Source organism: Variovorax ginsengisoli (assembly GCF_030811835.1).
GTDB lineage: Bacteria > Pseudomonadota > Gammaproteobacteria > Burkholderiales > Burkholderiaceae_C > Variovorax > Variovorax ginsengisoli_C.
Window position 1 is genome coordinate 124,049 of sequence record NZ_JAUSRO010000004.1, and the last position, 22,313, is coordinate 146,361.

Sequence of the window (22,313 nt, forward strand, 5' to 3'; positions counted from 1 at the left end):
ACTCGCATACGTAGTATTTCGTAATGGAGACACCTGAGACCCGCCGCCCTGCCCGCCCGCCGTCGCACACCGACACGCACGCCGACATCGACTACCGGCTCGCCTTTGCGCACGCGCCGGTGGGCATGGTGCTGTCGCGCAACCGGACGATGGTCGACTGCAACGCACGGCTGTGCGAGATGTTCGGTGCCGATCGCGACGCGCTGATCGGCCAGTCCTTTCGCGTGCTTTACCCGAGCGTTGCCGAATTCGAGCGCATCGGCAAGCGCATGGAACCCATCCTGAACACAAAGGGCCGCTATGCCGACAACCGCATGATGCGGCGCGTCGGCGACCTGCACGGCGCGATGGCCGGCGAAACCTTCTGGTGCCACGTGACGGGCCATGCGCTCAATCGCGCCCTGCCGCACGAGGCCGGCATCTGGATCTTCGAAGACCTGGGCTCGCGGCGCGCGGGCAAGGCGGAACTCACACCCCGCGAGCGCGAGATCGCCGCGCAGGTGATGCAGGGGCTGACCTCCAAGGAGATCGGCCGTGCGCTGGGTATCAGCCATCGCACGGTCGAGCTGCACCGTGCGCGCCTGATGCGCAAGTACACCGCCGCGACCACGGCCGAACTGGTGCAGAAGCTGATCAGCGGCCCTTGACCGCGATGAGCTCGATCTCGAAATCCAGCGTCGCGTTCGGCGGGATCACGCCGCCCGCACCACGCGCACCGTAGGCAATGGCCGGCGGGCAGGTCAGCTTGGCCTTGCCGCCGACCTTCATCTTCTGCACGCCTTCAGTCCAGCAAGGGATCACGGCGTTGAGCGGGAATTCGGTCGGCTCGCCGCGCTTGTAGGAGCTGTCGAACTCCTTGCCGCTGTCGGGAAAGGTGCCACGGTAGTGGACCTTCACGGTGTCGGTGGCCGCGGGCGAGGCGCCGGTGCCTTCCTTGAGCGACTGGTAGATCAGGCCACTGGGCGTGGTGACCGGCTTGGCCGGCGCCTGTGCCCAGGCGGTAGGCAGGACACACAGGGCGGTGGCGGCGGCAGCGGCGCAGAGAAGGAGTCGCATGAACGGTGGCTTTCGGAAAATGGAAAGCACCATTATTGCCATGCCGACCGTCGTGCCCGTGGGCGTGCCCGTCAGTGAGGGTTGCGGCGCGCCTCGCGCAGGGTCTGCGACGGCAGCTCGCCGAACAGGGTCTTGTACGCGTGCGAAAAGCGGCCCATGTGGAAGAAACCCCACTGCGCGGCCACGTCCTGCACATTGACGTCGCAGGCCTCGGCACGCAACCGGCGTCGGCAGGCGTTGAGCCGCACCGCGCGCAGGAACTCGGTGGGCGATTCGCCAACCGCACCCTGGAAGTGGTTGTGCAAGGTGCGCGGTGTCACGTGCAGGCGTTCGCACAGCGCATCGACCGTGAGGTCGTGGTTCACCGGGTCGATGGCCAGCGAGCGCGCGGTCATCACGGCCCGCAGCCGGCGACGCGCCGTCAGGTCGACGGCCTTTTGTTCGGCCGACTGGGCAGCGTCGCCCAACAGGCACAGCAGCCGGTCCGTCAATGCCTGAAGGGCCGTGCGGCCCCATTGCAGCGCGATCTCGCCGCTCGCGCCCAGGGCCAGCATCGACTCGATGGTCTGGCACAGCGCGGCATGGCGGTGCGCCGACAGCACCGTGGCATGGGTCGAGCCGCTCGCCGTGGCGGGCCGAAGCAGTGCGCGCGCGCCCATGCGGTCCAATTGGTTGCCCAGCCACTCCTCGTCGATCACCACGCCATAGATGCCGAAGTCCCGCGGCGTGCGCAGCACGAAACCGTCGTCGGCCCGCGCGCACAGCACACGGCGCTCGCGCTCCAGCGGCTGGGTGCTGCCAGAAAAGTGCAGTGGCGCGGCATTGCACGCATCGGGCACGCCGAACCAGATGGCACCGCGCCAGGGCAGGCAGCGCTGGCTGGTCTGTTGACCGGTGTGCTCATGGAACACCTGCAGGCGCGGCGCATCCACGCACAGTTCGCGCACCGCGCCGGTGAAGTCGCCGCACGAAATCTGGTCGTATTCCTGGTGCCATGCCGAGATGTGGGTGGCATGCTCGTCGACATCGCGGCTCGCGCGCAGGGCGTAGTGCGGCGGCGCGGCAACGGCACTGGACTCGCTGGCATGGGAGAGAAACGGATCGATGGCGACCATGGCGCGTGCAGGGCAAGCAAGAGCGGTGCCACGCAGACCCACCACGCGACAACGCGCGCTGCGCCGCTTTCCTCTTTTTCCGATTCCGGATAGAACAACTTGCGTCGCTTTGGTCGAATACGGCCATCACAGTTCCAACAGGAAAGCGCCATGAGTTCCAACAGCCCGGCCAGCGGCCATCTCAAGAAGGTTCTCGGTCCCTTCCAGCTCTGGGGCATTGCCGTGGGGCTGGTGATCTCGGGCGAGTACTTCGGCTGGAGCTATGGCTGGAACACCGCCGGCACGCTCGGCTTCCTGGTCGCCACGGTGCTGGTGGCCACGATGTACACGACCTTCATCTTCAGCTTCACGGAGCTCTCGACCGCCATCCCGCATGCGGGTGGCCCCTTTGCCTATGCGCGCCGCGCCTTCGGGCCGACCGGCGGGTTCGTGGCGGGCTTTGCCACGCTGGTCGAATTCGTCTTTGCGCCGCCGGCCATTGCGCTGGCCATCGGCGCGTACTTGAACGTGCAGTTTCCGGGCGTCAATCCGAAGCACTTCGCACTGGGCGCCTATGTGGTCTTCATCGCGCTCAACTGGGCTGGCGTCGGCATTGCCGCGGCGTTCGAACTCTTCGTCACACTGCTGGCCATTTTCGAGCTGCTGATGTTCATGGGCGTGGTCGCGCCAGGCTGGTCATGGGCCAACTTCACGGCCCACGGGTGGGCCGGCGGCGAGGTGCTCAACGGCACGGCCATCTCGGGCATCTTCGCTTCCATTCCCTTCGCGATCTGGTTCTTCCTGGCCATCGAAGGTGCCGCCATGGCGGCCGAGGAAGCCAAGGACCCGCACCGCACCATCCCGATCGCCTACACCACCGGCATCGTCACGCTGGTGCTGCTGGCCTTCGGCGTGATGATCTTCGCGGGCGGCGTGGGCGACTGGCGCACGCTTGCCAACATCAACGATCCACTGCCGCAGGCGATGAAAGTCGTCGTCGGCGAGCACAGCGGCTGGCTGCACATGCTGGTGTGGATCGGCCTGTTCGGGCTGGTCGCATCCTTCCACGGCATCATCATGGGCTATTCGCGCCAGATCTTCGCGCTGGCCCGCGCCGGCTACCTGCCGGCCTATTTCGCTGGCCTGAGCCCGCGCTTCAACACGCCGCACCGGGCGTTGCTCGCCGGCGGCGCGATCGGCGTCGTTGCCATCTTCAGTGACGAACTGGTGAAGTTCGGCGGCCAGACGCTCACCGCCAACATCGTGACCATGGCCGTGCTCGGTGCGATCGTGATGTACCTGATCTCGATGGCCGCGTTGTTCAAGCTGCGCCGCAGCGAACCGAACCTGTTGCGCACCTACCGCGCGCCCTTCTACCCGCTGTTCCCCGCGATTGCCTTCGTACTCGGCCTCGTGTGCCTGGGCGCGATGGTGTGGTTCAACACCTTGCTGACCATGCTGTTCCTGGTGCTTATGGTGCTGGCCTACGGCTACTTCCTGGCCACCGCAGCGCAGCGCAAGGCCGCAGCGCCCGACGACATGCTCTCGGCCTGAGACCACCCACCCACTCTCCCCAAGGACACGCCACGATGCGCTACCGCACCACCATCGCCGGACAGGTCTTCGACTTCGAGGACCTCAAGCAAGTCATGGCCGTGGCGAGTCCGGCGCGCTCCGGCGACTACCTCGCAGGCATCGGCGCGGCGACGGCGCAGCAGCGCATGGCCGCACGCCATGTGCTGGCCGACACACCGCTCAGGCAGTTCCTGACCGAGGCACTCATACCCTACGAGAGCGACAACATCACCCGCCTGATCATCGATGGCCACGACGCGGCGGCTTTTGCCCCGGTCGCGCACATGACGGTGGGCGACCTGCGCAACTGGCTGCTGTCGGCGCAGGCCAGCACGGCGGCGCTGACGGCGCTGGCGCCGGGGCTCACGCCCGAAATGGTCGCGGCCGTCTCCAAGCTCATGCGCAACCAGGACCTGATTGCGGTGGCGAGGAAGTGCAGCGTGGTCACGCGCTTTCGCAACACCATCGGCCTGCCAGGCCACATGGCCGTGCGGCTGCAGCCCAACCACCCGACCGACGACCTGCGCGGTGTGGCCGCGTCCACGCTCGACGGCCTGCTCTACGGGGCGGGCGACGCGGTGATCGGCCTGAACCCCGCGTCCGACAGCATGCCCGTGCTGGGGCGCCTCCTGCACATGCTCGACGAGGTGATCCAGCGCTTCGAGATTCCCACGCAGAGCTGCGTACTCACCCATGTGACCAACACGCTCAAGCTGGCCGAGGCCGGTGCACCGGTCGACCTGGTGTTCCAGTCGATCGCAGGCAGCGAAAAGGCCAACCTCTCCTTCGGGGTCACGCCGGAACTGCTCGACGAAGCCTACGCAGCGGCGCTGGCATTGCAGCGCGGCACGGTTGGCAACAACGTCATGTACTTCGAGACCGGCCAGGGCAGCGCGCTGTCGGCCAATGCCAACTTTGGCGTCGACCAGCAGACCTGCGAGGTGCGCGCCTATGCGCTGGCCAGGCGCTACAAGCCGCTGCTGATCAACACGGTGGTCGGCTTCATCGGGCCGGAGTATCTGTTCGATGGCAAGCAGATCATCCGTGCCGGCCTCGAGGACCATTGCTGCGGCAAGCTGCTGGGCCTGCCGATCGGCTGCGACGTCTGCTACACCAACCATGCCGAGGCCGACCAGGACGACATGGACACGCTGCTGGTGCTGCTGGCCACCGCCGGCCTCACCTTCCTGATCGGCGTGCCGGGCGCGGACGACGTGATGCTCAACTACCAGAGCACCTCGTTCCACGACGCCCTGTTCCTGCGCGAGACCATGGGCCTGAAGCGCGCGCCCGAATTCGAGGCCTGGCTGCAACGCATGCAGATCACCGATGGTGCGGGACAACTGGCACCGCCCTCTTCCACTTCCAACCGGCTGCTCGCAGGCATGGGCGGCCTGGCTGCGCTGAGTCCTTGAGAGGTCCGTGGCAATGAAAGACCGCCCCGACGAGACACCCGCGCCTGTGACAGCCAACCCCTGGCAGGAATGGCGCGCCGCCACGCCCGCACGCCTGGCGTTGGGCCGCGCGGGTGCCGGCATGCCGACGGACGAGACGCTGCGCTTCGGCTGGGCGCACGCCATGGCGCGCGATGCCATTCATGCGGCGCTGGATGTCGACGCACTCGACGCGGCACTGCGTGCGGACGGCTGGGTGGTCGAACGCGTGCACAGCCGCGCCGCGGACCGCACCACCTACCTGCGGCGCCCCGACCTCGGCCGCCAGCTCGACCCCGACGATGCCGAGCGCCTGCGAGCGACGGCAGAGCACCTGCCCGAAGGCCGGCATTGCGAGGTCTGCATCGTCATCGGCGACGGACTGTCGTCGCTGGCGATCGAGCGCAACGCGGTGCCGTTGCTGGCTGCGCTGCGGGCGCACCTGCCGCCCGACACGCGCGTCGCGCCGGTGGTCATTGCGTCCCAGGCCCGCGTCGCGCTGGCCGACGAAGCCGCAGAAATCTTCCGGGCCGACCTGTCGGTGATGCTCATTGGCGAGCGGCCCGGCCTGAGCTCGCCCGACAGCCTGGGCATCTACCTCACGCACGCGCCGCGCCGCGGCCGCCACGATGCCGAGCGCAACTGCATTTCGAACGTGCGCCCCGCCGGTCTGGCTTATGACCTGGCCGCCTTCAAGCTCGCCTGGCTCATGCGCGAGGCGCTGCGCCGCGGCCTCACCGGCATCGCACTCAAGGACGAGAGCGACCTGGCCGTGCTCGATGCGGGCGAGCGCCCCCTCACCCTGCCCGACTGACGCCCGCCTGCCCGCCCACTTCCCAGCATTTCCCGGCTTCTCCCGCGCCACTCCCGTGGGGTCCGCCACCGCATGCACGGTTTCTGTTTCCGTTTCGACCTCTCTCCTCGCTAGGACTTTTTTTCATGCAACGCCGATTCTTCCTCCTCACCCCCGTGGCCGCCGCACTCGTCGCCACCGGCTGCGCCAGCCTGCAGCCGAAGGCAATCACCCTGCCGCCTGCGCATTGGGACGACTTCAACCGCACGCAGATCGAAGGGCTGATCGCGAGCCTCGGCAAGGGCAGCGCCGGCTACAGTGCCGCACGGCCGCCTTACGTCGTCTTCGACTGGGACAACACCAGCGTCTTTCTGGACATCGAGGAAGCCGCGCTGATCTACCAGTTGGAGAACCTGGTGTTCGGCGCCACGCCCGCCCAGCTCGACACGGCGCTTCGCCGCAACATCCCCAAGACGAACTTCCTGCCGGGCTACAACAACGCCGCAGCCCAGCCGGTGAACATCGACCGCGTCGCCCCGGACATCGTGGCCAGCTACACCTGGCTGCGTGCCAATTACGCCGGCTTCGGTGGCACGCAAACGCTGGCGCAGGTGCGCCAGAGCGCGCACTACACGGCCTTCATCACGAAGGTGCGCTACCTCTACGAAGCCATCGGCGACACCTTCGACCACGACACGGCCTACCCGTGGGTCACGTACCTGTTCGCCGGCATGACCGAAGCGCAGGTGCGCAAGCTCACTGTCGACACGGTCAACTGGCAGCTCAAGGAACCGATCGCCAAGGTCAAGTGGACCTCCCCGGCCAGCCTGCCCGGCAGTGCGGGTGTGGTGTCGGTCAGCTGGAAGAACGGCCTGCGGCTGCAGCCCGAGATGCAGGCGCTGTATGCCGCGTTCCGCAACGCGGGCTTCGACGTGTGGGTGTGCTCGGCCTCCTTCGTCGACGTGATCAAGGAGATTTCGTCGAACCCCGCCTTCGGCTATAACAACCCGCCCGAGCGCGTGCTGGCGATGGAACTCGAGCGCGACGCCAACGGTGTGATCCAGCCGACCTATCGCCGCGGCTACGACCAGACGCAGGGCCCTGGCAAGACCAAGAACATCCAGCGCTTCCTGGTGTCGAAATACGGCTATGGCCCGAGCTTCATTGCCGGCGACAGCGAAGGCGACCAGAACATGATGGCCGACTTCGCCGACACGAAGAAGGTGCTGATCGTCAACCGCCTGCGCGACCCGAAGACCGACATCGGCAGGTTCTCCGCGCTGGCGGTGCAGAACTACGGCAAGGCGGACACCCGCTACCTGCTGCAGGGCCGCGACGACAACACCGGCGAGTGGGTGCCATCCCAACTGCACACGCCCCTGGGCGCAACGCAGGGCAAGGCGCTGAAGTAAGAGGTCAGGCGGCGCGACCGGTTGCGTACTGTGCAGCCAGGGCCAGGAAAGCCTCGAGGCCCGGGTCGCGCCCGGTTTCCTCGCGCACGATCTCGGCCACGCGCGGCGCCAGTGCGGCGGCCCGGCGTGCATCGAGAAAGAGCAGCCGATGGCGCCGTGCGAGCACGTCTTCGACGTTGCGCGCGTATTCGAAGCGCACCGCATAGCGCACCATCGCCTCGCTCAGCCCGGCCGTGAGCTCGACGTCAGCGCCCGGCAACGCGCGCACCGCATCGGCCTCGGCGCCATAGCTGTGCAGGCCCGACGCTTCGCTCAACGCGACGCGCGGCGTGCCCGCGGCCGGTGCGCCGAACAGCGGCAGATGCACCGTCACACCGGCAGGCCGCGCGGGCACCAGGCCGGCTTGCGCGCACTGGGCAAGCACGTCTTCGGCCATGGCGCGGTAGGTCGTCCATTTGCCGCCGGTCACCGTGACCAGGCCGCTGCGGCTCACGAGCACCGTGTGTTCGCGGCTGATCGCCTTGGTGTTGCCGTCCTCGCCGCCCTGCGGCTTGACCAGCGGGCGCAGGCCGACCCAGATGCTGCGCACGTCATCCCGCGTAGGGCCCCGACGCAGATAGCGCGCGGCCTCGCGCAGGATGAAATCGACCTCCTCGTCGAAAGGCAGCGGCTCGCGCACCAGGTCGTGGCGCGGCGTGTCGGTGGTGCCGAGGATCACCTTGCCCAGCCACGGCACTGCAAAAAGCACGCGGCCGTCAGCGGTCTTGGGCACCAGCAGCGCATGGTCGCCGGGCAGGAATTCGCGGTCGACGACCAGGTGCACGCCCTGGCTGGGCGCCACCATCGACTCGACAGGACGGCCGACGGCGTCGCCGTCCTGCTGGCGCAGCGCATCGACCCAGACGCCCGTGGCGTTGACCACACAGCGGGCACGCAGTGTGAATTCCGCACCCGTTTCGCCGTCGACGCACACGAGCCCTGCGACCTTGCCGTTCTCATGGACCAGCCGCTTCGCTGCGCAGTAGTTGACCAGCAGTGCGCCGCGCGCGGCCGCCGTGCGGGCGAGCGCCAGCGCCAGCCGTGCATCGTCGAACTGGCCGTCCCAGTACTTCACGCCCCCATGCAACCCCTCTGCCCGCGCGGTCGGCAGCAAGGCACGCGTGCGCGCCTTGCCCAGCAGCTCGGTGCGGCCCAGCCCGGCCTTGCCGGCCAGCGCGTCGTACATCTTCAGTCCCACGCCGTAGAAAGGCGTGTCCAGCAGCCGATAGGACGGCATGACGAAAGGCAGCGGTTGCGCCAGGTGCGGCGCATTGGCCAGCAGGGTCGTGCGCTCATGCAACGCTTCGCGCACCAGCGCGATGTTGCCCTGCGCCAGGTAGCGCACACCGCCGTGCACCAGCTTGGTCGCGCGCGACGAGGTGCCCTTGGCAAAGTCGGCCGACTCGACCAGGACGACCGACAGGCCGCGGGCTGCGGCGTCCAGCGCCACACCGAGCCCGGTCGCGCCACCGCCCACGATGGCGATGTCGCAGGCCGGGAGTGCCTGCAGCCGGGCCATCAGGTCGGCGCGGTGGACGTCCGCAGGAGGATGGGCAGAGGAAGCGGCTGAAGCGGCGAAAGCGGTCATGGACAAAGGGGGCTGCATGGGGGCGGAACGCAGATCGGTGAGATCCGGTCTGCGGCAGGTCGCCATTTTCGTTTATTTTCGTTTTTTCTTTCCAAGCCCACAAGAAGTACTTATTATTTTCCTTTTTGTTTCTTCATTTTCGTTTGAATTCACCGATGCAGTCACCTGCCGATGCCAACCCCCGCCAGCTTCGCCTGTTGGACACCGTGCGCACGCGTGGCGCCATGACGGTCGAGCAGTTGGCCGATCTGTTGGGCGTGACGTTGCAGACCATCCGCCGCGACGTGCAGCGCCTGGCCGACGACGGGCTGCTGGCGCGCTTTCACGGCGGCGTGCGCCTGCCGGCATCGACCACCGAAAACATCGCGCACCGCCAGCGTGCGGTGCTCCACGCCGAAGGCAAGGCGCGCATTGCGGCGGCCGTGGCCGCTCAGGTGCCCGATGGATGCTCGCTCATCCTCAATATCGGCACGACCACCGAAGCGATTGCCAAGGCACTTCTGCGCCATCGCGGACTGCGCGTGATCACCAACAACCTGCGGGTGGCCACGATCCTGAGCGACAACCCGTCGTGCGAAGTGATCGTGGCCGGCGGCGTGGTGCGCTCGCGCGACTGGGGCATCGTCGGCGAGGCGGCGGTCGACTTCATACGACAGTTCAAGGTCGACATCGCGCTGATCGGCATCTCGGGCATCGAGGCCGACGGCACGCTGCGCGACTTCGACTACCGCGAAGTGAAGGTGGCGCAGACCATCGTGCAGCAGGCCCGCGAGGTCTGGCTGGCCGCCGACAGCAGCAAGTTCCACCGGCCGGCCATGGTGGAGCTGGGGCGGCTCGATCAGATCCACCGGCTGTTCACCGATGCACCACCGCCCGAGCCCTTTCCCGCGCTGCTGGCCGAGGCCGGTATCCGCTGCGAAGTGGCGCCCTGAGAACGCGACGCGCCGAGCCGTTTCAGCCGGCCGCGCCGCGGCAATGCGCGAAGGCGTCGAGTTGCGGCTTGTAGGTCGGCGTGCGCACATCCATCACGCCGAGCAGCGTGTGGTACAGGTTGTCGTGGGTGAGCGCCGCGTCGCGGTTGCCTTGCAGGCACCGCGTCGACAGCTTCTCGCGCGCCAGCAGGCCGGCGTCGAACCACGCCACCATCGGCACGTGCTTCTGCACCTCCGGTGCGAAGTCGTACGGCAGGCCATGCAAAAACAGGCCGAACTCGCCGAGCGACTCGCCGTGGTCGCTCATGTAGAGCATGCCGGTGTCGAACTTCGGCGACTGGGTCTTGAGCCAGTCGATGGTGTGCGCCAGGAACTGGTCGGTGTGCGCGATCGAGTTGTCGTACGCATTGATCAGCTCACCGTGGCTGCAATCGGCCAGCACGTTGGTCTTGCATTCCGGCAGAAAGCGCTTGGAATTGGAGTTCGACCGCTTGTAATAGGCGGGGCCATGGCTGCCCATCTGGTGCAGCACCAGAAGGACGCCCTTGCTGCGGCGATCGGCGGGCAGCGCCGCAATGCGCTGGTCGATGTTCTTGAGCATCACGTCGTCCAGGCACTCGTCGCCGTCGCAAAGCGCGCTCTTGACCGCCGGGTCGAGGCCGTCGCCCGCCGACACGTTCGGCACGCGCACGCACACGCCCTTGCAGCCGGCCTGGTTGTCGATCCACAACACGGCGAGGCCGGCGGCCTGGGCCACGTCGAGCAGGCTTTCGTAGTCGTCCTTGCGGCCTTCGTAGCCCTGCTTGCCCAAGTGCGAGAACATGCACGGCACCGAGGCCAGCGTGTTGGTACCGCAGGAATGCACGTTGCGCCAGCTCAGCACGTCACGCGCGGCCAGTTGCGGCGTGGTGTCACGTGCGTAGCCATTGAGCGCGAAATGGTCGGATCGCGCCGTCTCGCCCACCACCATCACGAACAGCGGTGGCTTGATCTGCGCTGCGTAACTCGCACCCAGCGCGGCACCACCCGAAATCGGTATCAGCTTGCCGCTGCGCTTGAACAGCGGCTTGATGAACACCGCCCCGCTCGAGTAGACAATGGCCAGCGGATTCATCATGTAGCGCAAAGTCGTGTTGTTCCGCATGAGCGGCGCCAGATCGCGCGACATGGCGGCCGCACCGCCGGCCACCACGGCCAGGGCCGCCACCAGCAGGAGCGCATTGCGCCAGAGTTGGCCCCACAGCCGCATCGGCAGGATGCGCACGCGCAGCAGCCACCAGGTCGGCAGCGCCATCACCAGCAGCACGTTCAGGAGCATGCGCGGCCCGAGCAGGTCGCGCGTTTCGTGCAGGTCCGTCTGCATGGCGTTGGCGGCCATGGTCGGGTCCATCACCACACGGTAGGTCAGCATGTAGTGCTGGGCCACCGCAGCCACCAGCAGCAGCACGAACCACACCGGCTTCATCCAGCGCGACCAGGCTGTCAGCGACAGCAGAGCCAGCGTGCCGAAGCCGACGAGCACGGCCATGGCCGCCACCAGCCGCAGGTAGACACTCGGCGGGCCGCCCAGGTGCGCCAGCGCGCCCCAGAGCGTCCAGTTGGCGGCGACGAGAAAATAGACGCTGAGCCACGCGACGGCCAGACGCGCCGAGCACGGACGTGCCATCCATTGGTCAACCTGCGTCAGCCAGGCCGGAATGTACTGTTTCACGGAAGATGGGCCGGGATGCGTGGATGCGCCGCGCGCAGCCGATGAGCCAGCCGCGCCCAGCGCGGCGGCATCGATAATTTCAGGGGGCATCTGCCAACGATAGACAACGGGCCTGAAGATTGCCTGAACATCTCGTTCAGGTTTCGTTCAGCTTCAGTTGCCCACCACCGCGAGGCCAGCCCGTGCGCGCTGCCGCCGCACGGCCTGCACACCCAGATCGATCACCAGCCCGACGGCCCAGCAGACCCATGCCGTCCACAACGTGTGGCTCATGTAGTGCGCGCCACGCCACTGCTGGCCCAGCCCCAGCGCGAAACCGACCACGATGGCCACCGCCAGCCAGCGACGCGCCGCCACGGGCGCACCGGTGCGCAAGGCGAACCAGCCACCAAGGTAAGCAAAAGCGGCCGATGCATGGCCCGCCGGAAAACACCGCCCCGGTCCGCCGTCAGCCACACCCCAGGCCCAGTGCGAGACATGGCGTGCCGTGCCGCCGAACTCGGCGAGATCCCAGGGACAACTCGTGCTGCTGGCGCTCTTGATCAGCGACACGGCCAGTACCGACACCAGCACGGTGGCGGCCAGCTGCAGCCGCGCAGGCAGATCCACCTGACGCAGGAAGCCGACCGGCCAGCGCACGGCCACGAACAAGGCGAACAACAGCAGCCAGCTCAGCAAGCGTGGCCCCTCGTGCATCACGAGCAACAGCGCCCGGCTGTCGCGCCACGGGAATCCATGGGGTGTAGCCGCCAGCCGTGCCAGGGGCAGGTCGAGGCCGGACAGGTCCCAGAGCAGGACGATGGCCAGGAAGGCAAAGGTCAGAACGAGCAGGCGCGGGGTCGAGGAGCGGTTCATGCACAACAGGAATCGATAGGAAAAAGCCCGGCCGAGGCATGGGCTACCGGGCGCCGAGCCTAGGCCCGCTTCATGAACGCTACCTGAAGGCCCTAGACTTCCTTCTTTCTTTTTCAAACGAGGTGCTGGTGCGGATTCTGCTGGTCGAAGACGATGTGGCGCTGTCGGATGCGGTCTGCGGCTACCTGCGCGCCAAGGCTTTCGTGGTCGATGCCGTACGCAGCCTGGCGATGGCCGGCAATGCCCTGCGCGCCGCCCAGTACGCAGCCGTGCTGCTCGACCTGCACCTGGGCGACGGTGATGGCCTGCTGCTGCTGCCTCAGATCCGCAGCTTGCGCGACAGCCCGATCGTCATCGTGCTGACCGCGCGCGATCAGGTGACCGACCGCATCCGCGGCCTGGATGCGGGTGCCGACGACTACCTGATCAAGCCCTATGACCCGGCCGAACTGCTCGCGCGCCTGCGGGCCGTCGAGCGGCGACGCAGCGCTGCGCACAAACCGGTGCTCGAACTGGGCAGCCTGCATATCGACCTCGCGCGCGAGCTCGTGAGTCAACTGGGCGTGCAGATCAACCTCACGCAGAAGGAATGGGCCCTGCTGCGCGTGATGGCCACCCGCCCCGAGCGCATCCACACCCGCGAGAACCTTCAGGACGCCCTCTACGGCTTCGACGACGAGGCCGACAGCAACACGCTGGAAGTGTTCATCAGCCGCCTGCGTCGCAAGCTCGGCCGCGACCACATCCAGACGCTGCGCGGCCTGGGCTACCGACTGGTCGGGCAGCCGCAAGAGGGTGACGCTTGAAGCCCGCCGGCAAGCTGGCCGACCGGCTCACCCGCACCCTCATCCGCTGGGTGGGTGGCGTGTGGCTGTTGTGCGTGATCGGCGTGGTCTGGTATGTGGACGGCGAGATCAACTACAACTTCGACCACGAGCTGGTGGAGGTCTCTCACCGCATGTTCGACATCGCGCTGGAAGACCTCGACCGGCGCGAGGGCAGTCAGTCCTCCCAGGCCGACGCCGGGCCGATGGTCGCGCCAACACCGATCTTCGCAGACGCGGCGGTGATGTTCCAGGTCGTCGACGCCAACGAACGGGTGCTGCTGCGCTCGGCCGAGACGCCCGCGGACACCTTCGATGTGCCGCTGGCGGTCGGCTTCGCCAACGACGCGTCGTGGCGCATCTACACCGTGCGCCATCCGACCCGCAAGCTCTTCCTGCAGGTCGCGGACCCGCTGTCGGAGCGACGCACGGCGCTCAATCGCACACTCCTGGGCCTGATCATCCCGCTGGTTGCCGTGCTGCCTCTGCTCGCGCTGCTGCTGAGACGCATCGCGCGCCGTGAGCTGGCGGTGTTGCAAGGCCTGTCGCTGCAGATCGCCGGACGCAGCGGCACCGACCTGAGTCCGATCCCGCTGCAGGACATGCCACAGGAGCTGCAGGTGGTCACCGACCACGTCAACCATCTGCTGGGCCGGCTCTCGCAGTCGCTGGACGTGGAGCGCGCGCTGGCGGCCAACGCCGCGCACGAACTGCGCACACCGCTGGCGACCGCATTGCTGCACCTGCAGACCGCGCTGGAGCACGACCTGCGCCGCGACGACGTGGTCGCAGCGCTCAATGCACTGCGCACGCTCAGCCATCGCACCGAAAAACTGCTGCAGCTCTCGCGTGCCGAGTCGAGCGCCTCTCTCACGCGCACCCCGGTCGATCTGGTGCAACTGGTGGCGACGGTGGCGCAGGAATTCTGGCAACAGCCGGCCGCACTCCACCGGCTCGGCCTGAAGGTGCCCGACAGCGGCGATGCGCCGGTCGCACTCGGCGATGTCGACGCGCTCGCGATCGCGTTGCGCAACCTGGTGGAGAACGCACTGCGCTATGCCCAGGGAGCCGCTGTGGAGATCGAGGTCGACGTCGACGGCCACCTCATCGTTCGCGACTTCGGACCGGGTGTGAACGACGTCGAGTTGCACACCCTGCAACAGCGCCACGTGCGCCACAGTGCTGAGCATGCCGGCTACGGGCTGGGCCTGTCGATCGTCAGCACCATCGTCGAGAAGCACGGCGGGTGGCTCGAACTGCGGTCACCGCTGCCGGGTGCGACGCATGGCTTCGAGGCGAGGATCGGACTGCAGCGGGCCTAGAAAGTCCAGCGCGCACTCAGCCGGGTGCTGCGCGGCTCCATTGGATGCACATGGCGGTCGTCGATGCCATCGCCACAGGCGCCGCGGGCCACCTCGCCGACGGTGCACGATGCATAGGCGTACTCGATGTCGTTGCCTTTGCGCCCGGCCATGTTGAACACGTCGAGTCCGAGCGTGAGGTGCGGGTTCACCGCATAGCGCATGCCCAGATTGAGGAGCGTTGATGACTTCGAGCGTTCGGTGTTCCGCGTGTCCAGCGCGCGGGGCCCGAGGTAGCGCAGCCGCAGCGACGTCGTGAGCGGCCCGTCGACGAAGGTGACGCCGGCGGCCAGCACCTTCTCGACCGCATTGTCGATGTAGTTGCCCTCGCCTTCCGGCGCCACGCCGCGAAAGCGGGCGCGTGACACGGCGCCGTCGAGCTCCAGGCGCCATGCCCGGTCGAGCTTCCAGCGCAGGGTCGCCTCGACCCCGCGACGGTTGCTGGCGCGGCCCGGCTCGGTCGAGCCGGCGTCGCCCACGTAGACCAGTTCCGAGTCGAGCCTGAGCTGCCACAGCGCCAGCGTCGCGGTGAAGTCCTCGCTGGGCTGCAGGCGCCATCCGACTTCGGTCCCGACGCCCTTGACCAGCGCCGGCACACGGTCGGCCGGCAGGCCCGAGGCCGGGTCGGTCGTGATGGTCGCGCCGCGCACGTCGTTGCTGTGGAAGCCGACGCCTGCGTTCAGGTAGAGCTCCTGCTGCGGCGTCAGCGCATAGGCCAGGCCCGCCTTGGGGCTGGCCAGCGAATCGCGACCGCGGCCGCTGTTGACGGCGCCATACACCGGCTCGCGCCCCTGCACGTCGTAGCGCAGTGCATCGCCACGCAGCCCCACATAGCCGCGCAGCCGGTCGGTCAGGTAGACCAGTTGCTGGCCATACACCGACAAGAGGTCCTGCGACACCTTGTCGTCGCGCACGGTGCCGAGTTGCTCGCGCGCCTGCGTGGCGTACAGGCCCACCTGGCCGATGCGGTCGCCACGCCAGCTCGCACCCACGCTCAGCACGCCGTCGAGGCCGCCGAACCGGGTCGGCATCGTGCGGGCCGCCTGGGCGCCGAAGACATGGCGGCGGTCGACCTGTTCGAACTGGTCACCGTTCACCGGGTCGTTCAGGAAATAGGTGAAATCGGAGAAGAGCCGAAAGCGGTAGTCGATGGCATAGGCGCTCAACGTCGTCTCGCCGTCCGGCCCCTTGTCGAACCATTTGCCCGACAGGCTGACGCGCTGCGTGTTGCCGCCGTCGCTGGGGTCGAGCGAGCCGAAGCGCGGCAGCTCGCCGCTGTCGATGAGGCGCTGTGGGACTTGGTCGGTCGCGGTCCAGCGGCTCTTGTAGGCCATGCCGGTCAGGCTGAACCCGCGCATCGGCGAACCCTGCGAATAGCGCAGCACCGCGTTGACCTTCTTGAGGTTCTCGGCCACGTCCCAGGGACCATCGTTGCCCTCGACCTCGATGGCGCCCAGCCAGGTCTGGTCCTGCACCGTGCGCGAGCCTGCGGCCAGCAGCCGGCGAAATTGGTGGCTGCCGACGCTGAGTTCGGCAAAGGGTGCTTCGAGCGCGCCGAAGTAATCGAGGGTCGCGCTTCCCGCCAGCGAGAAGTCGCCGCCATCGGCGAAGTACGGCCCCTTGCGGTAGCGCACGCCCGAGACCAGCTCGGGAATCAGGAAATTGAGGTCCGCGAAGCCCTGGCCATGCCCGTGCGTAGGCATGTTGACCGGCATGCCGTCAACGCTGACGGCGAAGTCGGTGCCGTGGTCGAGGTTGAAGCCGCGCAGGAAGTACTGGTTGGCCTTGCCGTCGCCCGAATGCTGGGTGGCCACGACGCCGGGCACCGCCTCGACGATGTCGCCGGGGCGCAGCTTGGGGCGCGTCTGGTAGGACTCGCGTTCCACCGCGCCCTCGCTGGCGCTGTCGGCTGAACCGATGGCCGCGTCGCGCGGTCCGCGCACCTCGATCTCTGGCAAATGGCTCTGCTGGGCACAGGCTGCGCCGGCAGCGAAAGCCACGCTCAATAGCACCGGTCGTGCCAGTGCCTGTCTGCGTGTCATCTCATCCCTCGTGTTCTTTGCGAAAGCGCGGATTGTCCGGTCACACGGTGACGCTGTCGTTACGCCGCCACGCGAACACGATGTCCAAAGAAAGTTCCCAAATTCTTACCAGATTCACGGCTACGTAACAGTCGAAAAATAGGATGAACTTCTCGGGGCCGCATCGCTCGCGTCCCGAAAAAACGCCCTTCAGACACTCCCTCACAACAGAGAAAGGCACTCGCCATGCGACCCTGTCATCGCCTTCGTTTCTTGTTCGCCAGCAGCTTGCTGGCCATGTTGGCCGCCTGCGGCGGCGGTAGCGACTACCACGCCAGCAACACGCCCGCACCCTCCGGCAGCCCGGCCGCCTCGCCCAACGATTCCGCCAGGCAGGCTTCATTCGCCACCGACTACGGTTCCGGCCTCGCGGCCCTCAACACCTATGGTGGCCTGACCAATGCAGCCTTCGTCGACAACTTCGACGACACCTTCGTGGATGCCGGCTACGCCAAGGCGCAGGTGCGCGAGGCCCTCACGCAGGAAGCCGCCGCGCTGCTGCTCTTCTCGACGGAGCTGTCGTCCTTCCCGGCCGTCAAGCTGTCGGCCGTCACGATCAACGGCTGTGACAGCAAGAACGTGTGCACGCTGAGCGCCACGCTGACCAACACGGACGTCGACACCACCTCGGTCACTTTCACCACACGCCTGTCGTTCAGCGGCGGCAAATTCCGCCTGCTTGGCGACCAGAAGCAAGCCTGAAGCCGCCTTCGCTCCCATCGAATCAACGTCCGGAAATCCTGTCATGACGATCCCTTTCCCCTTGCGCGATACGGCGCTGGCGCTCGTCGCGCTGGCCAGCATCACCACCTTTTCCCTGAACTCGGCCCAGGCCGCCGACCGCGCCGACACCAAGGCCAGCGGCACCTACGTCGCGGGCGACTTTCACAACCACACGACCTGCTCGGACGGAACGCTGTCGGTGCAGAAGCTGGTCGACAAGTCGGCCAAGACCTTCGGCCTCGACTGGTTCGTGCAGGCCGACCACGGCGGCAGCAGCACGCGCAACTGCACGCTGGCCGAAGACCCGTTCGAGCCCGTGCCCACAGGCCTGGGCCTGACGAACAGCACGACGGGCCCGTACCCGCCGAACACCTACCCCGGCAGCGGCCAGCCGGCCAGCACGGGCAAGGGCCCGAACCAGACCTGGGAAGCGACGCTGCCCAACGGGCGCGCCGGCATCAAGGGTGATGGCAGCGCCACGCCCAAGGCCATGTGGCGCTGGCAGGAAATCAAGGAATACCAGTATCCCGTGGCCGAAGCCGAGAGCCGCGCGCGCAACAAGCCGATCTGGATCGGCGTGGAACAGAACGCGCCCGGCCACGAGCACGTGTCGACCAACGTGTTGCCGGGCCAGTTGCCCTGGCCAGCAACCGGCGCCGCCGGCAGTGCCGCCCTGCAGGCGCAGTACGAATACTGCTTCGACCGCAGCGACAGCGACACCAGCCGCGGCGCGGAAAACCAGTGGGATTGCACCGTGGGCGGCAGCAACAACAACAGCCTGGTCGACGCGACTGCACGCAAGATCACTGGCAACAACAGTTCTGCCACGCCCGACCTCGGCCACCTGAAGACCCTCGAAGGCATCAAGTGGATGAACGAGAAGGCGCCGACGGCCAGCTATTTCGTGCCGGCTCACCTCGAACGTGCCGGCGCGTACAGCCCGACCGCCAGCAAGGGCTACAACATCGAGCACCTGCGCGACTTCAACAACACCGCGCCCCAGATCGCGTTCGGCTTCGAGTCGATGCCCGGCCACCAGGCCGAAGGTGAGCGCGGCAGCTACAGCACCGGCGCAGTGGGCGGCGGCACCTATGGCGGCGCCGGCGTCTATGCGGCGGCAGTCGGCGGCGTCTGGGACGCCTTGCTGGGCGAAGGACGCAACTGGTTCTTCTTCGCGAGCTCCGACTTCCACAACCGTGGCAGCTTCGGCCCCGACCAGCGCGAAACCAACGCCGACTTCTTCCCCGGCGAATACACGCGCGACTACGTCATGGTGCGCAAGGGCAGCGACAAACTCACCGCCAGCGGCATCATCAACGGCCTGCGCAGCGGCAACAGCTTCGTCGCCAACGGCCAGCTGATCGACCGCCTGTCGTTCACGGTCTGCGCCGCCAATCCGGGCCTGCCGCGCAACGCCGTGCACGCCCTGTACGGCAAGGCCGGCCAGAACGCCACGGCGGCCAATGGCGACGTGCGCATCAACGGTTGCGCGACGATGGGCGAGAAGCTGGTCGTGCGCCCCGGCACGGACCTGGTGGTGACGGCCGTGCTGCGCGATCCGCCGGGCACCAACAACTCGCCGTATTCGTTCCCGAACCCGTCGCTCAAGCAGGTCAACATCACGCAGCCGCTGAATGCGCCGGTGCTCGACCACGTGGACGTGATCAACGGCATGGTGACCGGCATGGTCAGCCCGTCGGACACGGCGAACTACGCCGGTGCGCTGGGCTCCAAGGCAGCGACCAACAAGACGGCCAAGGTGGTGAAGGTGTTCAACAGCACGAACTGGACGGCCCAGGCCGACGGTACGCGCACAATGAGCTACATCGTTCCGGCCGCCAAGGCATCGCAGTACTTCCGCCTGCGCGGCACCAACCTGCCAGCCTCGGTGCCCTTCGAGACCGATGCCGACGGCAACCCGCTGCTCGACTTCACGTCGAACCCGGCCGACGGCACCCTGCCGGGCAAGATCCCCTGCAGCGACGCTGCCTGCCCGGCGCACATGCGCACGCTCAACGGCACGAAGTATTCGAGCTATGACGTGGCCGGCTGGTCGGACCTCTGGTTCTACAGCAACCCGGTGTTCGTCGAGGTCGTGAACACCGTCAAGGTCGCCGGCATCAAGTAAGCGAACACGGCCCGTTCCCGTTCGGCACGGCAGGCACAGTGTGTCTGCCGTGCCTTTTGCGCCATGGCGCGGCGGTACAGGCCTTGCATCCGATGTCCGAAAAAACCTGGAGCGCCTCGCGAGGCGCCGCCCCTGAAATATCGTCCGCACGCAGTGCGGGCGGCGTACGCCTGGAACTTCCCCTTGCCCATCTGCTGATGGTTCTGTCCGGCGCTGCTGCACTGGCATGGCAGATGGTCTGGACCGCCGAATTCGGCGCCGCGATGGGCCATGAGATCGTCGCAGTACTGGCCGTGCTGGCCGCCTTCTTCGGTGGCTTGGCCCTTGGTGCGCAGCTGCTGGGCCGCACCCTGGCGCACAGCCGCTGGCCAGGACGCTGGTATGCCGGCTGCGAGATGATGCTGCTGGCCTGGGGCCTGGCCCTCACCGTCGCCATGCCTTCGCTGATCAGCGCCACGGCGCTGCTGATCGGCCCCGAACCGTCGGTGCTGCGGCACTGGACGGTCGCCTTCCTTGCCCCGCTGTTTCTGCTGCTGCCCGCCAGCGCGGCGATGGGCGCCACCCTGCCTGCGCTCGAACGCCAGTTGAGTGCAGCGCGCAGCCGCCTTGGCGGGCTCTATGCGGCCAACACCTTCGGCGCGGTGCTTGGCCTGCTGCTGGCAGTGTTCATCGCGATCCCGCACGGCGGGCTGCTGCGCACCGCCCTGCTCTGCGCTGCGTCGAATGCGCTGTGCGCGGTGCTGGCCTGGTGGCTCTGGCGGGATGCGCCGGTCGCACCGAATGCCGTGTCGCACCCCCAGACACAGGCCGCCGACCGGCGCGTGCCGCCCCTGCTGGTGGCCACCGGCCTGCTCGGCATCGGCTACGAGGTGCTCGCCGTGCGCGTCCTCAGCCAGGTGACCGAAAGCACCGTCTACAGCTACGCCCTGTTGCTCGCCGTCTACCTGCTCGGCACTGCGGCGGGAGCGGCGATCTACCAACGGCTGGCGCATCGCGCGGTCGATCCGCGCCCATGGCGCGACCGGCTGCTGCTCGCGCTGGCGGGGGCGGTGCTGCTGTCGGGCGTCGCCCTCGGCGCGGCCGACGTGCTGTGTGCCTGGCCAGCCCGCTGGCTCGGCCCCGGCGTGGCCGGTGCGCTTGCCGGCGAAGCGCTGGCGGCCGCAGCGGCCATGGCGGCGCCGACGCTGGTGATGGGCGCACTGTTCACACACCTGTGCATCGAGGCGCAGTCCGGCGGGCTACCGCTCGGGCGTGCGCTGGCGCTCAACACCGCGGGCGCGGCCCTCGCCCCTGCGCTGGTGGGCGTGTGGCTCGTGCCCGCGCTCGGCGCACCGATGGGCCTGGCGCTGATGGTTGCGGGCTACCTGCTGCTGCAGTCGCCGGCGCGCTGGCGACACCCACGGACCCTGGTGATCGCCATGCTGGCCGGCACGCTGGCGCTGTGGGGCTCGAACCTGCGTTTCATCGACGTGCCCGATGGCGGCCGGGTGTTGAGCTACGACGACGGCGTGATGGCCGCCGTGAGCGTGGTCGCCGACGCCGACGGCGTGGCCCGCCTGCGCATCAACAATCGCGCGCAGGAAGGCAGCAGCGCCAGCGGGCTGGTCGAGTGGCGGCTGGCACAACTGCCGCTGCTGCTGCACACGGCGGCGCCCCGGCAGGCGCTCTTCCTCGGGCTGGGCACCGGCTTCACCGCGGCGGCCGCGTCCCAGGAGCCGGGCTTGCAGGTGCACGCGGTCGAATTGCTGCCCGAGGTGATCACGGCCGCCGCGCTGTTTGCGAAGTCACCGGCCGCACCGGTGCCGTTGCAACCCCTGCATGTCGTGCCGGCCGACGCGCGGCGCTTCGTGCAGGCGTCCGACGCGCACTACGACGTGATCGTGGCCGACCTGTTCCATCCGGCGCGCAGCGGTGCCGGCGCGCTCTACACGGTGGAGCAGTTCGCCGCGGTGCGTGCACGCCTGGCGCCCGGCGGCGTCTTCTGCCAGTGGCTGGCGCTGCACCAGATGGACCTCGAAACGCTGCGCAGCATCGTCGCGGCCTTCCTTGCCGTGTATCCGGACGCCATCGCCGTGCTGGCCAGCAACAGCCTGGACACGCCCGTGCTGGGCCTCGTTGCACGGCCCGACGACCCGGCCATCGACCTGGCGGCCGTGCGGGCGCGACTCGCTCGGGCTGCAGGCCCGTCACAGCGGGCCGCGGCGCATTTCGAGGACGAATTTGCCGTGGTCGGCAGCGTGCTCGCCGGCCCGGCGACGCTCGCGCGATTTGCCCGAGGCGCCGTCGCCAACACCGACGATCGCCCCGTGGTCGTGCACCACGCGCCCTGGGCGACCTACGCACCGCCGTCGACGCCACGCCAGCGGCTGATGCAGTTGCTGCGCGAACTGCAGCCTCACCCCATCGAACTGCTGCGCCAGCCACACGACGCCGAAGCCGACCGCATGCAGGCGTACTGGGACGCGCGCCAGCGCTACCTCGAATTCGGTGCGACCGTGCGGCCCGTCGCCGACACGGGCGAGATGCTGCAGCGCGTGCAGATGCCGCTGATGGGCCTGCTGCGCCAGAGCCCCGAATTCCGCCCCGCCTGCGAACCGCTGGCGGCAATGGCCAACGCCTTGCGCGGCAGCGATCCGGCGCGCGCCCTGGCCGTCACCACCGCCCTCGACGCGCTGGGCGCACGCTGCCCCCACAGCGCCACACCCTGA

Annotated in this window: 17 protein-coding genes; 11 read left to right on the forward strand and 6 right to left on the reverse strand. The window is 67.9% G+C overall.

Translation table 11 applies throughout. The features are described 5' to 3' along the window. Positions 1–23: 23 nt before the first annotated feature. Positions 24–647, forward strand: coding sequence for a LuxR C-terminal-related transcriptional regulator (locus tag J2W36_RS06785; protein ID WP_307688932.1), 624 nt, complete (start codon positions 24–26; stop codon positions 645–647). Here the strand turns inward: J2W36_RS06785 and J2W36_RS06790 are convergent. Together J2W36_RS06790 and J2W36_RS06795 are read right to left on the reverse strand one after the other, a co-directional pair. Then, entirely contained in the window at positions 634–1,056 is a 423-nt protein-coding gene (locus J2W36_RS06790) for an FKBP-type peptidyl-prolyl cis-trans isomerase (protein WP_307688933.1), read from the reverse strand. The genes J2W36_RS06785 and J2W36_RS06790 overlap by 14 nt on opposite strands. A 71-nt stretch (positions 1,057–1,127) precedes the next feature. Continuing rightward, complete coding sequence (locus J2W36_RS06795; RefSeq protein WP_307688934.1) at positions 1,128–2,171, reverse strand: helix-turn-helix domain-containing protein; 1,044 nt, start codon at positions 2,169–2,171, stop codon at positions 1,128–1,130. 150 nt (positions 2,172–2,321) lie between these two features. On the opposite strand from J2W36_RS06795, the gene eat reads away from it, so the two are divergent. The 4 genes from eat (at position 2,322) to J2W36_RS06815 (ending at position 7,363) form a co-directional block, all read left to right on the forward strand. Then, the gene (eat, locus tag J2W36_RS06800) at positions 2,322–3,704 is read left to right on the forward strand and encodes an ethanolamine permease (RefSeq protein ID WP_307688935.1); all 1,383 of its coding nucleotides are present in this window, start codon (positions 2,322–2,324) and stop codon (positions 3,702–3,704) included. Positions 3,705–3,739: 35 nt separating this feature from the next. Next, positions 3,740–5,140 (forward strand): ethanolamine ammonia-lyase subunit EutB, encoded by a 1,401-nt coding sequence (locus tag J2W36_RS06805; protein WP_307688936.1) that lies wholly within the window; start codon positions 3,740–3,742, stop codon positions 5,138–5,140. Positions 5,141–5,153: 13 nt separating this feature from the next. After that, complete coding sequence (gene eutC, locus J2W36_RS06810; RefSeq protein WP_307688937.1) at positions 5,154–5,972, forward strand: ethanolamine ammonia-lyase subunit EutC; 819 nt, start codon at positions 5,154–5,156, stop codon at positions 5,970–5,972. A gap of 125 nt (positions 5,973–6,097) precedes the next feature. Beyond that, a complete protein-coding gene (locus J2W36_RS06815) occupies positions 6,098–7,363 on the forward strand; it encodes an HAD family hydrolase (RefSeq protein WP_307688938.1) in 1,266 nt (421 codons plus the stop codon). Positions 7,364–7,367: 4 nt separating this feature from the next. Here the strand turns inward: J2W36_RS06815 and J2W36_RS06820 are convergent, their stop codons facing one another. Continuing rightward, positions 7,368–8,990, reverse strand: a complete 1,623-nt coding sequence (locus J2W36_RS06820) for a glycerol-3-phosphate dehydrogenase/oxidase (RefSeq protein WP_370869277.1) — start codon at positions 8,988–8,990, stop codon at positions 7,368–7,370. Between the two features lie 155 nt (positions 8,991–9,145). Here J2W36_RS06820 and J2W36_RS06825 point away from each other — a divergent pair, with 155 nt between their 5' ends. Then, positions 9,146–9,922 carry a DeoR/GlpR family DNA-binding transcription regulator gene (locus J2W36_RS06825; RefSeq protein ID WP_307688939.1) on the forward strand — a complete coding sequence of 259 codons (777 nt, stop codon included), beginning with the start codon at positions 9,146–9,148 and terminating at the stop codon, positions 9,920–9,922. A 22-nt stretch (positions 9,923–9,944) separates the two neighbouring features. Here the strand turns inward: J2W36_RS06825 and J2W36_RS06830 are convergent, their stop codons facing one another. Both J2W36_RS06830 and J2W36_RS06835 read right to left on the reverse strand, forming a co-directional pair. After that, positions 9,945–11,723: a phosphoethanolamine transferase gene (locus J2W36_RS06830; RefSeq protein WP_370869278.1), complete on the reverse strand. Its 1,779-nt coding sequence runs from the start codon at positions 11,721–11,723 to the stop codon at positions 9,945–9,947. 63 nt (positions 11,724–11,786) lie between these two features. Continuing rightward, on the reverse strand, positions 11,787–12,488 hold the full coding sequence (locus J2W36_RS06835) for a phosphatase PAP2 family protein (RefSeq protein ID WP_307688940.1): 702 nt from the start codon (positions 12,486–12,488) through the stop codon (positions 11,787–11,789). Positions 12,489–12,616: 128 nt separating this feature from the next. On the opposite strand from J2W36_RS06835, the gene J2W36_RS06840 reads away from it, so the two are divergent. Both J2W36_RS06840 and J2W36_RS06845 read left to right on the forward strand, forming a co-directional pair. Then, a complete protein-coding gene (locus tag J2W36_RS06840) occupies positions 12,617–13,294 on the forward strand; it encodes a response regulator (protein WP_307688941.1) in 678 nt (225 codons plus the stop codon). Beyond that, positions 13,291–14,634, forward strand: a complete 1,344-nt coding sequence (locus J2W36_RS06845) for an ATP-binding protein (protein ID WP_307688942.1) — start codon at positions 13,291–13,293, stop codon at positions 14,632–14,634. The genes J2W36_RS06840 and J2W36_RS06845 overlap by 4 nt, the downstream gene beginning before the upstream one ends. On the opposite strand, the gene J2W36_RS06850 is transcribed toward J2W36_RS06845, so the two are convergent. After that, complete coding sequence (locus tag J2W36_RS06850) at positions 14,631–16,715, reverse strand: TonB-dependent receptor (protein WP_307688944.1); 2,085 nt, start codon at positions 16,713–16,715, stop codon at positions 14,631–14,633. The two genes, J2W36_RS06845 and J2W36_RS06850, sit on opposite strands and share 4 nt — an antisense overlap. A 252-nt stretch (positions 16,716–16,967) precedes the next feature. Between J2W36_RS06850 and J2W36_RS06855 the strand changes: the two genes are divergently transcribed. From J2W36_RS06855 to J2W36_RS06865, 3 genes are all read left to right on the forward strand, one after another. Continuing rightward, positions 16,968–17,456, forward strand: a complete 489-nt coding sequence (locus J2W36_RS06855; RefSeq protein ID WP_307688945.1) for a hypothetical protein — start codon at positions 16,968–16,970, stop codon at positions 17,454–17,456. A gap of 43 nt (positions 17,457–17,499) precedes the next feature. Beyond that, a complete protein-coding gene (locus J2W36_RS06860) occupies positions 17,500–19,605 on the forward strand; it encodes a PHP domain-containing protein (RefSeq protein ID WP_307688946.1) in 2,106 nt (701 codons plus the stop codon). A gap of 92 nt (positions 19,606–19,697) precedes the next feature. Continuing rightward, positions 19,698–22,313: a fused MFS/spermidine synthase gene (locus J2W36_RS06865; protein WP_307688947.1), complete on the forward strand. Its 2,616-nt coding sequence runs from the start codon at positions 19,698–19,700 to the stop codon at positions 22,311–22,313.

What these genes read in the sequence shown, in the direction of transcription:
- J2W36_RS06815 (WP_307688938.1), top strand. Translation starts at nt 6,098, where the DNA reads ATGCAACGCCGATTCTTCCTCCTCACCCCCGTGGCCGCCGCACTCGTC.
- J2W36_RS06790 (WP_307688933.1), bottom strand. Translation starts at nt 1,056, where the DNA reads ATGCGACTCCTTCTCTGCGCCGCTGCCGCCGCCACCGCCCTGTGTGTC.
- J2W36_RS06805 (WP_307688936.1), top strand. Translation starts at nt 3,740, where the DNA reads ATGCGCTACCGCACCACCATCGCCGGACAGGTCTTCGACTTCGAGGAC.
- J2W36_RS06865 (WP_307688947.1), top strand. Translation starts at nt 19,698, where the DNA reads ATGTCCGAAAAAACCTGGAGCGCCTCGCGAGGCGCCGCCCCTGAAATA.
- eutC (WP_307688937.1), top strand. Translation starts at nt 5,154, where the DNA reads ATGAAAGACCGCCCCGACGAGACACCCGCGCCTGTGACAGCCAACCCC.
- J2W36_RS06860 (WP_307688946.1), top strand. Translation starts at nt 17,500, where the DNA reads ATGACGATCCCTTTCCCCTTGCGCGATACGGCGCTGGCGCTCGTCGCG.
- J2W36_RS06820 (WP_370869277.1), bottom strand. Translation starts at nt 8,990, where the DNA reads ATGACCGCTTTCGCCGCTTCAGCCGCTTCCTCTGCCCATCCTCCTGCG.
- J2W36_RS06835 (WP_307688940.1), bottom strand. Translation starts at nt 12,488, where the DNA reads ATGAACCGCTCCTCGACCCCGCGCCTGCTCGTTCTGACCTTTGCCTTC.
- J2W36_RS06850 (WP_307688944.1), bottom strand. Translation starts at nt 16,715, where the DNA reads ATGACACGCAGACAGGCACTGGCACGACCGGTGCTATTGAGCGTGGCT.
- eat (WP_307688935.1), top strand. Translation starts at nt 2,322, where the DNA reads ATGAGTTCCAACAGCCCGGCCAGCGGCCATCTCAAGAAGGTTCTCGGT.
- J2W36_RS06825 (WP_307688939.1), top strand. Translation starts at nt 9,146, where the DNA reads ATGCAGTCACCTGCCGATGCCAACCCCCGCCAGCTTCGCCTGTTGGAC.
- J2W36_RS06785 (WP_307688932.1), top strand. Translation starts at nt 24, where the DNA reads ATGGAGACACCTGAGACCCGCCGCCCTGCCCGCCCGCCGTCGCACACC.
- J2W36_RS06795 (WP_307688934.1), bottom strand. Translation starts at nt 2,171, where the DNA reads ATGGTCGCCATCGATCCGTTTCTCTCCCATGCCAGCGAGTCCAGTGCC.
- J2W36_RS06830 (WP_370869278.1), bottom strand. Translation starts at nt 11,723, where the DNA reads ATGCCCCCTGAAATTATCGATGCCGCCGCGCTGGGCGCGGCTGGCTCA.